The sequence below is a fragment of the Termitidicoccus mucosus genome (assembly GCF_038725785.1).
Lineage (GTDB): Bacteria > Verrucomicrobiota > Verrucomicrobiia > Opitutales > Opitutaceae > Termitidicoccus > Termitidicoccus mucosus.
Window position 1 is genome coordinate 6997440 of record NZ_CP109796.1, and the last position, 16151, is coordinate 7013590.

At 61.7% G+C, this 16151-nt stretch carries 7 protein-coding genes; 3 read left to right on the forward strand and 4 right to left on the reverse strand.

Annotated elements, in window-relative coordinates:
- Nucleotides 1-7: 7 nt before the first annotated feature.
- A complete protein-coding gene (locus OH491_RS24565; protein ID WP_342750746.1) occupies nt 8-7336 on the reverse strand; it encodes a fibronectin type III domain-containing protein in 7329 nt (2442 codons plus the stop codon).
- Nucleotides 7337-7376: 40 nt separating this feature from the next.
- Here OH491_RS24565 and OH491_RS24570 point away from each other — a divergent pair.
- Nucleotides 7377-8149 (forward strand): IS5 family transposase gene (locus OH491_RS24570; protein WP_145928504.1). Its coding sequence is split into 2 segments (ribosomal slippage): nt 7377-7692 and nt 7692-8149, totalling 774 coding nucleotides; the frame shifts between segments, so codons are not numbered across the junction.
- A gap of 506 nt (nt 8150-8655) precedes the next feature.
- Here the strand turns inward: OH491_RS24570 and OH491_RS24580 are convergent.
- A complete protein-coding gene (locus OH491_RS24580) occupies nt 8656-13197 on the reverse strand; it encodes a fibronectin type III domain-containing protein (RefSeq protein ID WP_334318985.1) in 4542 nt (1513 codons plus the stop codon).
- Between the two features lie 558 nt (nt 13198-13755).
- Between OH491_RS24580 and OH491_RS24585 the strand changes: the two genes are divergently transcribed.
- Nucleotides 13756-14513, forward strand: a protein-coding gene (locus OH491_RS24585; protein WP_145928502.1) for an IS5 family transposase whose coding sequence is annotated in 2 segments (ribosomal slippage) — nt 13756-14071 and nt 14071-14513 — 759 coding nt in all. Because the reading frame shifts where the segments join, the coding sequence is not laid out codon by codon here.
- Between the two features lie 2 nt (nt 14514-14515).
- On the opposite strand, the gene istB is transcribed toward OH491_RS24585, so the two are convergent.
- Nucleotides 14516-15295, reverse strand: coding sequence for an IS21-like element helper ATPase IstB (gene istB / locus OH491_RS24590; RefSeq protein WP_068768588.1), 780 nt, complete (start codon nt 15293-15295; stop codon nt 14516-14518).
- The gene (locus OH491_RS24595; protein WP_068768587.1) at nt 15292-15765 is read right to left on the reverse strand and encodes a Mu transposase domain-containing protein; all 474 of its coding nucleotides are present in this window, start codon (nt 15763-15765) and stop codon (nt 15292-15294) included. Before OH491_RS24595 ends, istB begins: the two co-directional genes overlap by 4 nt.
- A 52-nt stretch (nt 15766-15817) precedes the next feature.
- Between OH491_RS24595 and OH491_RS24600 the strand changes: the two genes are divergently transcribed.
- Nucleotides 15818-15982 (forward strand): hypothetical protein, encoded by a 165-nt coding sequence (locus OH491_RS24600; protein ID WP_334318984.1) that lies wholly within the window; start codon nt 15818-15820, stop codon nt 15980-15982.
- Nucleotides 15983-16151 lie beyond the last annotated feature (169 nt).

A 16151-nucleotide genomic window follows, 5' to 3' on the forward strand; every position in this document is an offset into this window, starting at 1 on the left:
CGCTCCTTTAGAATCCACGCGGAAGGCTCAACCGGACCGGATCGCCGCCGGACGGGAACGAATTGATTTCGAAAGTGGAAAGCGGTGTGACGAGTTCATGTCCCGCTGGAAATTCAGGCGCGTCCGCCCTTCGCCATTCCCATTCGGTCCCGTCCTCACGATGCAAATAAAAGACATGCCTCCCGTCGGCCACACTGGCGGAAACGAGGTCTGATTGCAGCGGATCGGTTCCGCCAACGAGCTGCCCGTTGGAGGAGGATGCCCCCCATGGCCAGCGTTTGAGTGGCAGGGGGACGAGATTGTCGGCAGAAACCCATTGGGCGCCGGGAGACAAGCGGGCGGTCAGCGCAGTCCATTTGCGGACATTCCCCGTTTGCATCCATGTCACTGGGTGACCTGTTTTGCGGGTTATTCTCAGGGACTGGCCGGGAAATACCAACGGGACTTCCGGCGCGGATGAATCACTCGCGCGCCACTGCGAGGAGGCGTCCTTGTAATAGGCGGTGAAAATCCCCCCGGCAACCGGCCATCCCTCCGGGCTGATGGAGACGCGGTTTAGCTCGACCGTATCCGCCGTCGCGGGGATATCGCTGCCCGGCCAACTCTCATTTGTCGCTTTGGAAACGATCTCGTCCAATCCTGACAAGGGCCTCACCGCGACGATGTCACCGGCCTGAACCGGCGCATTCACAGCACACAGCCATGTGTCGCCATCCACGCCCGTTACCGTGAAAAACATCCCTGTCGAGGTCGGGGAATCCAAAACCTCCATCATGGCGGTATTCCCGGAGGCAAAAAAGTCCGGCAACTGGCTGTCGGAACCAAGATCGACTTGCACCTGCTGTCCCGAAACGCCGGTCACTTTCCCCTGCCACCACGCCGCCGTGCGAAGAGGCATTCCAACTTCCGTGACTCCGGCCTCACTCCCTGCCATCGGTGCCAGCTGCCGCCAAACCACTCCGTATGAGGGCGAATAAGTCGAGGGTGCGGGCGAGTTTTCCAATTGCGCGGTAACATTGATGGTCACGGGATCGGACCATTTTTCCGCTCCCCAGACCGTTGTTGCCAAAACAGCCAGGGAATGCACGCCCGGCTCCACCGAGGGCAGAACAAGTTCCAGTGATGATTGATCGGACTCCGCCACCGGTATTCCATCACGGAAGAGTCTCAATTTTGCGATGGGATTGGCATCATCGGCAGGCGTGGCGACACATTCAATTGCCAGCGCCTGGTTCCACGCGAGCGTCGTCCCGTCAATGGGTGAAACAATGACCGCATCCGGTGCGTTCCCGACCATGCGCACTTGCACTTCCTCGCTGTAGTCCGAGAAAATTCCGCCTTTGGCGGCACGAATGCGATAAGTGTAGATCATTCCGCCGGCCAGACCGGCATCAAGGTGGAAAACCACCCCGCTGCCAAGGTCGGCAATCTTTTCAAAAGAGCCATCGCCAGTTTTGCGTTCCAGTTCGTAAGCCGCGCCCTCGGTCGGGCTGGCCGTCCATGCGAGTTCAATGTTGTTGGCGCTGGTGGTGGCCGCGGTGAGGCTGGCGGGCGGTCCGGGTGGTTGCGGAGGCTGCGGCGGTGTGGTCACGAGCAACGCGCCGGTGTAGTCCGACACATTGCCACCCAGCACCGCCCGAAGCCGGTAGATGTATCCGGTTTCTGGTGACAGGCCGGCGTCGGTGTGCGCGGCGGTGCCCGCCGGCAGGCCGGCTATGTTTTCAAAGCCGCCTTCACCTGCGGCGGGCTTGCGCTCCAATTCGTAGGTCGCGCCGGATTCTGGCACAGGCATCCACGAGAGGCTGACGGTATTCCATGCCACAGCCTCGGCGGTAAAATTATCGGGGACGGTCAGTTTCGTGGTGGCGACGGCCTCGGCGGTGTAACCGGAATGGAGCCCGGCTTTCACCGCGCGGAGACGGTAGGTGTAAGTCGCCGCGGACGAGAGGCCGGTGTCGGTGTGGCTGGTGGTGTCCGCGGCGATATCGGCGATTTTGGTGTAAGGGGCCGTACTGCCGGCGTCGCCAAGTTTGCGTTCCAGTTCGTAAGCCGAGCCCTCGGTCGGGCTGGCCGTCCACGCGAGTGCGATGGTCGTCTGGCCGGTGGCGGTCGCCGTAAAATTTTCCGGCGGGGCGGGTGGCTGCGTTCCCGGCGGCAGGACTACGTCCAGCTGGTATTTCTGCCCAAGATAGGCGGCCACCGTTTCCCGTTCCGCCTCGCCCAAGGCCCGGTGATACACGAGGATTTCCGCGATTTGCGTCGGCCCGCCCATGCCTCCGCCAATAGTGCCATATTGGCCGAACACCAGCGGCCCGCCGTCCGCCTCGCCCAGCAATTCATGATCCAGCCGCGCCGCCCAGCCGTTCGTGGACGCGTTCACATTATAAAGCCGCCAGTGGTCGCGGATCGGTTTCCCCTCCGGCACGGCCATGTCTATAGCGGCGGAGCGGCCAAAACTGTCGGCGATGATGTCCGTTTCGGGATAAGGATTTTCCGGGTCGTAATAATAATCCCGCCAGCGCGGATAATAAAACGTGTGCCCGAGCGTGAACGGCGTGATGTCGTCGTAACTGTCACTCGTTTTGAGCACGACAAAGACCTCGCCGCCGGTGGCCTCGTTCATGAGCGCGGGCAGCGGCAGGCCGTCCGACCAGCCTTCGGCCTGCACCACGGGGCCGAGTTGCGGATCCTCCGTCGGCGTCAGTCCGCTCCATATCCAATAGTCTTCACTGGGCATCTGGCCGGCGTGGTTGCCCCGTCCGCTCTGGTCCGCCCAATGCGCCACCATGCCCTGATCGTCCAGCGTAAGGCCGATGTCGGCGCGCAGCCACAGCCGCAAGCCGGTCGATGGCGGCTGTCCGTCCGCAGGCGGCGGCAAGGCCGGAGTCGTCGCGGATGCCTCCTCGCTCCACGCCGAGATGCCCAGCGGCGCGCGGGTGCGGATGCGGTAGGTGTAGGTCGCATCCGGGTTCAGATCGGTGTGCGCGTGGCTGGTCGTGCCAGGCGGCAGCACCGCCAGCGTGCGATACTCGCGTCCGGGAAGGAGCACTTGCAATTCATACGAAGAGCCCGCCTCGGGCACGGTATCCCATGTCACGGTAATCGTATCGGGCGCACTGACACTGGCGGAAATTCCTGTCGGTGTGCTGACCGGCTCCGGTGCGGCTGGCGGCGGCAACTGGTATTTTTGCACCAGATAATTTTGCACTGCCGCGTGCTCGGCCACCGTGAGCGCGCGATCATAGACGAACACCTCCGCGATGTCACCGGCCCAGCCGTCTCCGCTGACTTTTCCAAGATAACTCCACGGATAGGTATAAATGGAACTGATTCCCGCGCTTTGATGCACAAGCTGTCCGTCCACCCTCGCCAAGCGGCTCTGCGCCGTGAGCCGGGTATGATACACATGCCAGCCGTGGGCATTGGTTTCCGCAGGGAACGGGATGACCTCGGCGTTGCCGGTCAGCTGGCCCAGATTGTCCCGGATCGTGCCGTCGGGCGCGGGATATTGCACCGCCGAACCATAGTGCCCCAGCGCGTAGGCCCGCCGCCCCGCGGGTGATCCTGCTTTCGCCTTCAGCACGACAAACTGCTCCATCTCCCTCGCTCCGCTGAAAGAGCTCGTTGGAAAACCAAGCTGGCCGGCCCCGTCAAACCGCACCACGGAGCGTCCGCCCCAAACCCCCGGCACCAATTGAGGACGGGCGGCGGCATTCGCGGCGGTCGCGTGCGTTTTGCGTCCGCTCCAGTCGCTCCATGTCTGCACCGCGCCATCTCCATTTGCATCCGTTCCAGCCGGGTGCAGCCAGAGACGCATTCCATCAAACGGCACCCCTTGCTCTCCGGCTGTCGGCATCGTGACGGAAACATCCGCACTCCATGCGCTCACCCCGCCGGCATTGCGCGCGCGCAAGCGGTATGCGTAAGCCGTCCCCGGCATCAACCCCTCGTCCAGCACGGACAGCCGTCCCGCCACTGAAATATCCTCCCACGTCCCATTGGGTTGCTCGCGGCGTTGCAACTCGCAGGTGGCAGGCTGCGCCATCATTTCCCAGCTGATCAGCGCCCGTGTCGCGCTCAGAACATCCACCGTCGGCGCTGCTGGTGTGGCAGGCACTGCGGGCTGTCCAAAACCATGCCGGCTGCGCAAATAATACTCGGTCTGTTCCCGCTCCTCCTGCGACAATGCGCGATCATATACAAGCACCTCCGCAATGTCACCCGCCCAAAAGGAATTGGAATACGCCGCGCCTCTTCCCAGATAACTCCACGGATACCAATAGGGATTTCCATTTGAATCGGCCCGCCCGATGATCGCCCCGTCCAGCCTCGCCACCCAGTCCCGCGATGCACCGCCGTTGGCCGCATTGTAGATATGCCAGCCGGACAAATCGACACCATTTGGCACTGCCAGTGAAACAGGATTTACCAGCCGTCCAAAATCATCGCTCAACACACCATCGCTTGCCGGATACTTCAACCCGCCGTGATGGCTCAGCGCAAAGGCATAACGACCCGCCGTCCCGCCCTGTTGCGCCCTGAGCACCACAAACACCTCCGCGGAGGGCGAGCCGGAAGGGATTGTGTATAAATTGCCAAACGACAGATGGCTGTCCGTCCCGTCGAACCGCACTGCGGGCACCCCGCCCGGCGTCGCCGCCGCCACCGGCTGCGGACGCGCATCTGCCGTGTTTTGGCTAGCGTGATTGTTCCGTCCGCTCTGGTCAGTCCACTGGCTGACTTTCCCCGCACCGTCCGTCACCACACCCGCGTCTGCCTTCAACCACAAACGCAAGTTACTTGACACCGGTTGGGGATCATCCGTGGTGGCAGTCACTCCGAGGGTAAAACTGGAGGTGCGGCCGTCCTTTACGGCGCGCAGGCGGTAAGTGTAAGTTGTCGCGGGCGTAAGTCCGATGTCCGTGTGGCTCGTGGCGCCAGCAGCGAGATCAGCAATCTTGCCGTAGGGGGCGGTGCTATCGCTGCCGCCGGCCTTGCGCTCCAGTTCATAGGCCGCTCCCTCGGTCGCGCTCGCCGTCCATGCGAGCGCGATGGAGGTCTGGCCGGTGGCAGTCGCGGTAAGGTCGCTTGGCGCGGCAGGCGGTTGCAATTCCGGCGGAAGGACGACATTCAGCTGGTATTTCTGCCCGAGGTAGGCCGCCACTGATTCTTTCTCCGTCTGGCCCAGCGCACGATGATACACAAGTATCTCCGCAATTTCCGTCGGCCCTCCCATGCCGCCGCCAATGGTTCCATAGGATCCAAACACCAACGGCCCTCCTTCCGCTTCGCCCAACGGCTCGTTATCCAGTCGCGCGGCCCAACCGTCTGCCGATGCGCTCACATTATAAAGCCGCCAGTGTCCGCGCACTGGTTTGTTCTCCGGCACGGTCATGTCAACAGTCGTGGAACGGCCAAAGCTGTCCGATATGATGTCCGTTTCGGAATACGGATTTTCCGGGTCGTAATAATAATCCCGCCACTGCGGATAATAAAACGTGTGTCCAAGCGTAAATGGCGTAACACTGTCGTAGCTGTCATCCGCCTTGACCACGAGGAAAACTTCCCCGCCGGTGGCCTCGTTCATGAGCGCGGGCAGCGGCAGGCCGTCTCCGTATTCGGAGCGCACCACAGTGCCGAGTTGCGAGTCTTCGACGGGCGTCAGCCCGCTCCATATCCAATAGTCCCCGTCGGGCATGTGGCCGGCGTGGTTGCCGCGTCCGCTTTGATCCGCCCAGCGCGCCACCATCCCTTGCTCATCCAAGGTGAGTCCAACGCCGGCTTGCAACCAGAGTCGCAGTCCCGTCGATGGAGGTTGGTCGTTTGCGGTTGGTGGCGGCAATGCCGGAGTCGTCGTGGCAGCCTCCAAGCTCCATGCCGAAATGCCCAGCGGCGCGCGGACGCGAACGCGATAAGTATAATCCGTCTCCGGATTCAGATCGGTGTGCGTGTGGCTTGTTGTGCCGGACGGCAGCACCGCCAGAGTGCGATATTCACGCCCGGGCGCGCGCACTTGCAGCTCATAAGACACACCGGCCTCAGGCACGGTATTCCATGTGACGGTAATCGCGTCGGTCGCAGTGAGCGCGACAGCGATACCATCCGGCACACTAACTGGCTCCGGGGCGGCCAGTGGAGACAATTGGTATTTTTGTGCCAGATAATTTTGTACGGCAGTGTGCTCGGCCACTGTGAGCGCGCGCTCGTAAACGAGCACTTCCGCAATGTCTCCGGCCCATGCGTTGCTCCCGACCTTTCCGAGATAGCTCCACGGATAGGTATAAATGGAACTGATTCCCGTGCTTTGGTGCACAAGCTGCCCGTCCACCCGCGCCAGCCGGCTTTGTGCCGTGACCCGGGTATGATACACATGCCAATCCCAGGCATTCGTCCCTGCCGGGAACGAGATGGTTTCGGGAGTGCCGAGTTTTCCCAGATTATCACGAATGGTGCCGTCTGCGGCAGGATATTGCACCGCTGCCCCATAGTGCCCGAGCGCATAAGCCTGCCGTCCAGCGGGCGCTCCTGTTTTTGCCTTCAGGACGACGTACTGCTCCATTTCTCGCGCCCCGCTGAAGGCACTCGTCGGGAAAGCAAGCTGGCTGACAGTCCCGTCAAAACGCACCACAGAACGGCCTCCCAACACACCAGATACCAATTGCGGGCGGGCAGCCGCATTCGCAGCGGCGGCATGGGTTTTGTTACCGCTCCAGTCGTTCCACGTTTGCACGGCATTGCCGCTCCCATTTGTTCCCGCCGGATGCAGCCACAGACGCAAGCCATCAAATGGCACTCCCTGCGCGCCGAATTCCGGCATCGTGACGGACGCCTCCGCGCTCCACGCGCTGATGCCACCGGCGTTGCGCGCTCGCAACCGATACAGGTAGCTCGCCCCGGGCGTCAGCCCGGTATTCAGCACAGATTGCCGTCCTACGACAAAAATATCTTCCCACTCCCCGCCAGACTGCGCACGGCGCTGCAACTCGCATGAGGCCGGTTGTAGCGGCAGCTCCCAACCGACTATTACTCGGGTCGAGTCCAGAATGTCCACTGTCGGCGCTTTCGGAGTAGCCGGCTCATCGGGCAATCCGAAGGCATGGCGGCTGCGCAAGTAACGTTCGGTCTCTTCCCGCTCCTCCTGCGAAAGCGCGCGGTCATACACAAGCACCTCCGCAATGTCACCCGCCCAAAAGGAATTGGAGTATGCAGCGCCTCTTCCCAGATAACTCCACGGATACCAATAGGGATTTCCGTTCGAGTCCGCCCTCCCGATGATCGTCCCGTCCAGCCTCGCCACCCAATCCTGCGAGACTCCGCCATTAGGGCGTGTTAACATTAATTGCACTTGACGGTGATTTATGCGTATGAGGAGAGGAATGGAACTGACGAAGGAACACCTGGAGAGAATCAAGGACAGCCTGCCGGTGGAGCGGGGCAATGTGAGCATTGATGTGCTGAGCTTTCTAAACGGGGTGCTGTATGTGGCGGAGAACGGGTGCAAATGGAGGAGATTGCCGGAGAGGTTTGGGAACTGGCACACGATCTACACGCGGATGAATCGCTGGAGCAAAAGCGGAGTATGGGACCGGGTGTTCGAGCGGCTGCAGAAGGAAGGGCTGGTGCATCTGGAGCTGAAGGTGGTGTCGCTGGACAGTACCAGCGTGAAGGTCCACCCCGATGGGACCGGGGCGGAGAAAAAAACGGGCCTCAGGCGATCGGCAAATCACGAGGAGGCCGGAACACCAAGATTCATCTGGCTGCCGCGAATGATGTCCATGCCCTCGGCTTCCGCCTCTCGCCCGGGCAGAACGGCGACGGACCCGAGGGACGCGAGCTGATTGGCGAGTTGGGATGCCCGAGGCATGGATGCGCCCTGGCCATGGACATGGCCTACGAAGGCAACGAAACCCGCGGCTTGGCCTGCCTGCTCGGCTTCAAGCCTGTCGTCCCGCCCAACCCGTTGCGTCGAAAACCCTGGAAACTCAACAAGGCGCTTTACCGCCAGCGCAACCACGTCGAGCGCCTCTTCCGCCGCATCAAGGGCTTCCGTCGCGTCTTCACCCGCTACGACAAGCTCGATGTCCTCTTCCGCTCTTTCGTCTCCTTCGCTCTCTCTTGGCTACTCCTCAATAGTGCTAACAGGTCCTAACGGGTGAAGATACGGCGGAAGCCCTTGATGCGACGGAAGAGTCGTTCGACGTGGTTGTGCTGCCGGTAGAGCAGTTTGTCCAGCATCCACGACCGGCGCCGGAGTGGGTTGGGCGGGACGACCGGCTTGAAGCCGAGCAGGGCTGGCCAGGCCGCGGGTCTCGTCGCCCTCGTAAGCCATGTCCATCGCCAAGGCGCAGCCGTGGGCGGGGCAGCCCAGTTCGCCGATCAGCTCGCGGCCTTCGCGGCCGTCTCCGTGCTGGCCGGGCGAAAGCCGGAAGCCGAGGGCGCGGACATCATTCGCGGCAACCAGATGAATTTTGGTATTCCAATCGCCTCTACTTGCACCCATTCTCCATCACATACAGCACCGCGTCTAGGAAGTTCAGCACCTTCATGCTCACATTGCCCCTCTCCACCGGCAAACGCTCTCGGATTCGTTGCAGATGCGCCTCGGTCAGTTCCATTTCCCCTTCTCGGCACTTTATGCCTATCTTGGCAATAGTGTTAACAGGCCCTAGTCGCATTATAAATGTGCCAGTCAGATAAATTAGCACCGCTTGGCACTGCCAGTGAAACCGGGTTCACCAGCCGTCCGAAGTCGTCGCTCAACACGCCATCGCCTGCCGGATACTTCAACCCGCCGTGATGACTCAACGCAAAGGCATAACGACCCGCCGTCCCGCCCTGTTGCGCCCTGAGCACCACAAACACCTCCGCGGAGGGCGAGCCGGAAGGGATTGTGTATAAATTGCCAAACGACAGATGGCTGTCCGTCCCGTCAAACCGCACTGCGGGCACCCCGCCCGGCGTCGCCGCACCCATTGGCTGCGGACGCGCATCTGCCGTGCCTTGGCTTGCATGATTGTTCCGTCCACTCTGATCAGTCCACTGGCTGACTTTCCCCGCACCGTCCGTCATCACGCCCGCATCGGCCTTCAACCACAATCGCAGATTGCTCGATGCCGGTTGCGGCTCATCCGTGATGGCGGTCGCCGCGTTGGTGTAGGCGGACTGAAATCCCTCCATTACGGCACGGAGGCGGTAGGTATAGGTTGTCGCAGGCGAGAGGCCGGTGTCGGTATGGCTGGTTGCGCCCGCAGCGATGTCGGCGACATTGGCATAGGACGCGGCGCTGCCGTCGTCGCCGGTTTTGCGCTCCAATTCGTAAGCCGCGCCCTCGGTCGGACTGGCCGTCCACGCGAGTGCGATGGTCGTCTGGCCGGTGGCGGTCGCCGTAAAATTTTCCGGCGGGGCGGGTGGCTGCGTTCCCGGCGGCAAGGTCACATCCATCTGGTATTTTTGACCAAGATAGGCGGCCACCGTTTCCCGTTCCGCCTCGCCCAAGGCCCGGTGATACACGAGGATTTCCGCGATTTGCGTCGGCCCGCCCATGCCACCGCCAATGGTGCCATATTGGCCGAACACCAGCGGCCCGCCGTCCGCCTCGCCCAGCAATTCATGATCCAGCCGCGCCGCCCAGCCGTTCGTGGACACGCTCACATTATAAAGCCGCCAGTGGTCGCGGATCGGTTTCCCCTCCGGCACGGCCATGTCTATAGCGGCGGAGCGGCCAAAACTGTCGGCGATGATGTCCGTTTCGGGATAAGGATTTTCCGGGTCGTAATAATAATCCCGCCAGCGCGGATAATAAAACGTGTGCCCGAGCGTGAACGGCGTGATGTCGTCGTAACTGTCACTCGTTTTGAGCACGACAAAGACCTCGCCGCCGGTGGCCTCGTTCATGAGCGCGGGCAGCGGCAGGCCGTCCGACCAGCCCTCGGCCTGCACCACGGGGCCGAGTTGCGGATCCTCCGTCGGCGTCAGTCCGCTCCATATCCAGTAATCTTCACCAGGCATCTGGCCGGCATGATTGCCCCGCCCGCTCTGGTCCGCCCAGTGTGCCACCATCCCTTGGTCATCCAAGGTGAGGCCGGTGTCGGCTTGCAGCCACAGCCGCAGGCCCGTCGATGGCGGCTGGCCGTCCGCGGGCGGAGGTAAGGCCGGGGTCGTCGCGGATGCCTCCTCGCTCCACGCCGAGATGCCCAGCGGCGCGCGGGTGCGGATGCGGTAGGTGTAGGTCGCATCCGGGTTCAGATCGGTATGTGCGTGGCTCGTCGAGCCGGGCGGCAGCACCGCCAGCGTGCGATACTCGCGTCCGGGAAGGAGCACTTGCAATTCATACGAAGAGCCCGCCTCGGGCACGATATCCCATGTCACGGTAATCGTATCGGGCGCACTGACACTGGCGGAAATTCCTGTCGGTGTGCTGACCGGCTCCGGCACGACTGGCGGCGGCAACTGGTATTTTTGCGCCAGATAATTTTGCACTGCCGCGTGCTCGGTCACCGTAAGTGCGCGATCATAGACGAACACCTCCGCGATGTCACCGGCCCAGCCGTCTCCGCTGACCTTTCCAAGATAACTCCACGGATAGGTGTAAATGGAACTGATTCCCGCGCTTTGATGCACAAGCTGCCCGTCCACCCGCGCCAGGCGGCTCTGCGCCGTGAGCCGGGTGTGATACACATGCCAGCCGTGGGCATTGGTTCCCGCAGGGAACGGAATGACCTCGGCGTTACTGGTCAACTGGCCCAGATTGTCCCGGATCGTGCCGTCGGGCGCGGGATATTGCACTGCCGAACCATAGTGCCCCAACGCGTAGGCCCGTCGTCCCGCGGGTGATCCTGCTTTTGCCTTCAACACGACAAACTGTTCCATCTCCCGCGCTCCGCTAAAGGAGCTCGTTGGAAACCCAAGCTGGCCAGTTCCGTCAAACCGCACCACGGAGCGTCCGCCCAAAACCCCCGGCACCAATTGAGGACGGGCGGCGGCATTCGCGGCGGTCGCGTGCGTTTTGCGTCCGCTCCAGTCATTCCATGTCTGCACGGCAGCGTCATCGTTTCCGTCCGTGCCCGCCGGATGCAGCCACAAGCGCAGTCCATCAAACGGCACTCCTTGCGTCCCGGTGGCCGGCATCGTGACGGACACTTCCGCACTCCATGCGCTCACTCCGCCAGCATTGCGCGCGCGCAAGCGGTATGCGTAAGCCGTCCCCGGCACCAATCCCTCGTCCAGCACGGACAGCCGTCCTGCCGCTGGAATATCCTCCCATGTCCCGTTGGGTTGTTCGCGGCGTTGCAACTCGCAGGTGGCAGGCTGCACTGCCATCTCCCAACTGATCAGCGCCCGTGTCGCATTCAGAACATCCACCGTCGGCGCTGCTGGTGAGGCAGGCACCGCGGGCTGTCCAAAACCATGCCGGCTGCGCAAATAATACTCGGTCTGCTCCCGTTCCTCCTGCGACAATGCGCGATCATATACAAGCACCTCCGCAATGTCACCCGCCCAAAAGGAATTGGAATACGCCGCGCCTCTTCCCAGATAACTCCACGGATACCAATAGGGATTTCCATTTGAATCGGCCCGCCCGATGATCGCCCCGTCCAGCCTCGCCACCCAGTCCCGCGATGCACCGCCGTTGGTCGCATTGTAGATATGCCAGCCGGACAAATCGGTCCCATTGGGTAAGGCCGATGAAACCGGATTCACCAGCCGTCCAAAGTCGTCACTCAACACGCCATCGCTTGCCGGATACTTCAACCCGCCGTGATGGCTCAGCGCAAAGGCATAACGACCCGCCGTCCCGCCCTGTTGCGCCCTGAGCACCACAAACACCTCCGCGGAGGGCGAGCCGGAAGGGATTGTGTATAAATTGCCAAACGACAGATGGCTGGCCGTCCCGTCGAACCGCACTGCGGGCACCCCGCCCGGCGTCGCCGCCGCCACCGGCTGCGGACGCGCATCTGCCGTGTTTTGGCTAGCGTGATTGTTCCGTCCGCTCTGGTCGGTCCACTGGCTGACTTTCCCCGCACCGTCTGTCACCACACCCGCATCGGCCTTCAACCACAATCGCAAGCCATCCTGTGAAAAAGCTTCCGGGGCGGATTGGGCTGCTGGCGCGGAAGACGCCGACATCGTCCGCAGCATCATTGGCGCGGCCTTGGCCTGAACCGGGGCGGTGCTCCTGCTGGAAAACTCCACCTGCTGGCCCGAGGTGCGCGCGGCGATCACGCTCTCCACCCCGGCCTGTTCCGGCTGGCGATACCACACCTGTGCCGAGCCGTCTTGGTCGGTCGGGACGGTCACCCGCGCCGCGGCCCCGGTTGCCGCCGTGCCCGCCGCCACGAGTCCGCCGCCCGCCTTCACGCTGAACTCCACCGCCTGCCCTGCCACGGGGGTGTCAGTGGCCAGATTCCAGACTCCCGCATCCAGCGGTCTCGGATTCCATTGCCCGGCTGCCGCCTCCTGCCCGTCCCCTCCTATTTTGAACAATGTCGCCGTGTTCCCAGCCGTTCCCAGTGTCAATGTTCCGCTCGCCAAGCTCCGCACCTGCCTGCTCCACTCCTCGTGCGCCTCCCGCGTTGACCACACCCACACCGCGCTGTCCTTCACCGCCAGTCCATACTCTCCCCACGCACCCACCGCTCCGATTCCCGCCAAGCCATCCAGCTTCATCGGCGGCGACAGACCCGAGGGAGCCATCACCGGCTCCGACAGCCAGCCCCATACCTCGCCCCCTTGGGTCAACGCCACGCCGTGATTTTCTCCGAGTGCAATCTGCGTGGCCGGTGGCAACCCGGCGATCAGCTTTGCCGTGTGCTTCTTTTCATCATCGAAGGGTTCGGTCGCTCCCGGCGTCTCCAGCCAACTCCAAACGCTGCCATCCGCCTCCAGCCACGCCCGGCGCACTCCGTTCGATGTCTCTTCTCCTATCAATCCCGTGAGATTCACTGAAAATTTACCTGACCCCGACAAAAGTGTCTGCGGAACTGTTCCTTCGTTAAAAATCCGCAACTGGCCGATCTTGCCAACCTCAACGGATTCCGCCTCCGGCACTGGCAGCAGGCTCACCTGCGTCCAAGCCGCCACGCTGCCCGGTGTTTTTAGCGCCTGATAATACAGGGAATCGGGTGCCAGACCATTATAGGTTATCCTGATGCCGCTCGCGGTTTCAGGATCGGCGGCGGGCACAGGCTCGCCACTCACAAGAATTCTCTGAGAAGCCGGCCCCGATGCATCCCCTCCCGATGGCAAACTGACAAGCATGGCTAGCGACGTGGCAGTAACTCCTTTACAAAACAATGAGTTGTTCATGGAAGCGAGAGTTTTCGCATGAATATGCGGAACGACGTTTCCATACAACGAGGGATTTCAAAAGGGCAATTTCTGCGCTGTAAACGACAAAAAAAGAGCCATTCAGATTCAATCTGACATAGGATGGATTTCGTTTATCCACTATCGCAATATATTTTTAATTTAATTTCACATATAATTCATGTATCGGGCGTGAATCTGGGTCTGCTAGGGCGCGTGTCGCGGGTGATTTTGTATAAACGTCGGAGGCCGGGTAGCCTTCACCGGGGTTTTTAATCCCTTGAGGTGTTTTGAAAACTCCCGCGTGCGGTAGGCCGACTTGGGATGCGTGAGCATGTAGGCAAGGATATTCAACTGCCACCATGCGGCATGACCAAAGTGGACGCGTCCGATTGCGCCAGAGTTTGTTAACACTATTGCCTTTCCTCGGGAATTCGTATGGGTGGAGTAATGGAATTGAGCGAAGCGCACTTGAAGCGGATCGAAGACAGTCTGCCGGTGGAGCGAGGAAACGTCAGCATGGAGGTGCTGAATTTCCTGAATGCGGTGCTCTACGTGGCGGAGAACGGCTGCAAATGGCGGCGGCTGCCGGAACGCTTTGGCAACTGGCATACGATCTACACGCGGATGAACCGGTGGAGCAAAAACGGGGTGTGGGACCGGGTGTTCGCCCGACTGCAGCAGGAGGGGATATTACAGTTCGAGTTGAAGGTGGTGTCGTTGGACAGCACCAGCGTGAAGGTTCATCCCGACGGGACTGGGGCGGAGAAAAAAACGGTCCGCAGGGCATCGGCAAATCACGCGGGGGCAGGAACACCAAGATTCATCTGGTTGCCGCGGATGATGTCCATGCCGTCGGATTCCGCCTCTCGCCAGGACAAAGCGGCGACGGCCCCGAGGGACGCGAGTTGATTGGCGAGTTGGGCTGTCCGGCTGACGGCTGCGCTTTGGTGATGGACATGGCCTACGAGGGGGACGAGACCTGCGGGTTGGCGACTTTGCTTGGCTTCAAACCGGTGGCTCCCCCGAATCCCTCGCGCCTGAAGCCTTGGAAACTCAACAAGTCGCTCTACCGGCAGCGCAATCATGTCGAGCGCCTCTTCCGCCGGCTCAAAGGCTTCCGCCGGATCTTCACCCGCTACGACAGACTCGATGTTCTCTTCCGATGCTTCGTCACCTCCGCCCTTATCTGGCTGGTATTACTATAGTGTTAACAGACCCTGGCCAAGGGCGGCGCCCCGCCGGCCTTTTTGCGTTCGAGCATGCGGTAGGAGTCGCCCTTGAGGGTGATGACAGTGGCCTTGTGCAGGAGGCGGTCAAGCACGGCGGAGGCCATGACGGGGTCGCCGGCAAAGACTTCGGCCCATTGGTCGAAGGGCTTGTTGGAGGTGAGGATGATGCTGCCGCCGGTTTGGTAGCGCTGGGCGATGACCTGAAAGAGCAGCGAGGCGTGGGCGGGTTCGAGCTTGAGGTAGCCGGCCTCGTCGATGATGAGCAACTTTGGGCGGGTGTAGTTGTTCATCTCGCGGTGGAGGCGGTTTTCGGCCATGGCCTTGCCGAGGCGCCGTGCCAGCTCGGTGACGGAGGTGAAGTAAACGCGGTGGCCCTGCTCGGCGCAACTCACGCCCAGGGCGATGGCCAGATGGGTTTTGCCCACGCCGGGCGGGCCGAGGAAAACGACGTTGCGCGCCTCGGCCAGGTAGCGGCCGGTGGCCAGTTCCTCGACCAGACGCGGATCGAGCGAGGGCTGCTGCGCGCAGTCAAATTGAGCGAGCCGTTTGATGGCCGGGAAACGCGCAAATTGCAGGTTGAGCGTGACGGTTTTGTGGTGGCGCGCCGTGCGCTCGCCTTCGAGCAGATGCCCGAGGAAGCGCCGGTAGGACCAGTTGCCCGCGGCGGCTTGCTGGGAGACGCTTTCCAAGTGCTCGGCGGCGGTGGCCAGCCCGAGCGCCTGCAAGCCGGGCAAGGCCTGTTGCTCGTGCAGGTTCATGATGCCACCTCCGCGTAAACGCTCAGCGGCCTGACCGGCACGGCGGTTTCAAAGCTCAAACGCCACGACGGGGCCTTTTTCTCCTGCGCGGCGGGCACGGACAGCCGCCACACCTCGGCCAGGTGCGCGGGATCGGCCACGCTTTGGCCGGACTTGGCGGCCTGCGCGTGCTCGGCGACGATCAGCTCGCCGGCCCGGATGAAGACACGGCCCGCCGTCGCCGCCACGAAGACCTCCTTGCCGGCGTGCGCCGGCGGCACCGAGTAGCGGCTGCCGCGCCACGACACAAAACTCTCCGCATCGACCTTGCGCGGCTCGGTGAACGGCCGCGGGACGCGCAGCGGCTGCAGGTTTTCCTCCGCCAGCAAATCACACGGTATTTTCTTCGTGGTCGCGTGGACGCGCCGGTTGGCAGTGTGCCCGCACCAGTGCCATGCGAAGGCGTTGAGTTCGTCGAGGTCCGCGAACACCCGCGCGCACCACGGCTATGCCAGGTGGTGGAAACTTTCCGTGCTGCATTACATGCTCAACCACCCCAGCCCGCGCTATCGCACGCGGGATTTTATAAAACATCTGGGCGCGCAAAAAATCAGCGTTGATGCGAAAGACCTGCGTCGTTTCTGCAAAAAACACCGCATCGCCCGCGACACGCGCCCCGGCAGGCCAAAGTGCATTGTATGCGCATAACCTGATGGTGATAGAAGTCTTTCTTGAAGGAGAGAGTTGTCGTGTAACCGTCTGATAAATCGAATTATTCTGCGGAAATGGATTCCATGTAGCTCGTAAAGGCATCGTCGTTTCGAAATTTTTGCGTTCTGGATAAATCACGTTTACATTCATTCATAATATGCTTATA

Excerpts from the sequence above, each read along its gene's own strand:
- OH491_RS24565 (WP_342750746.1), bottom strand. The coding sequence starts at position 7,336 with ATGTTAACACGCCCTAATGGCGGAGTCTCGCAGGATTGGGTGGCGAGG.
- istB (WP_068768588.1), bottom strand. The coding sequence starts at position 15,295 with ATGAACCTGCACGAGCAACAGGCCTTGCCCGGCTTGCAGGCGCTCGGG.
- OH491_RS24600 (WP_334318984.1), top strand. The coding sequence starts at position 15,818 with ATGCTCAACCACCCCAGCCCGCGCTATCGCACGCGGGATTTTATAAAA.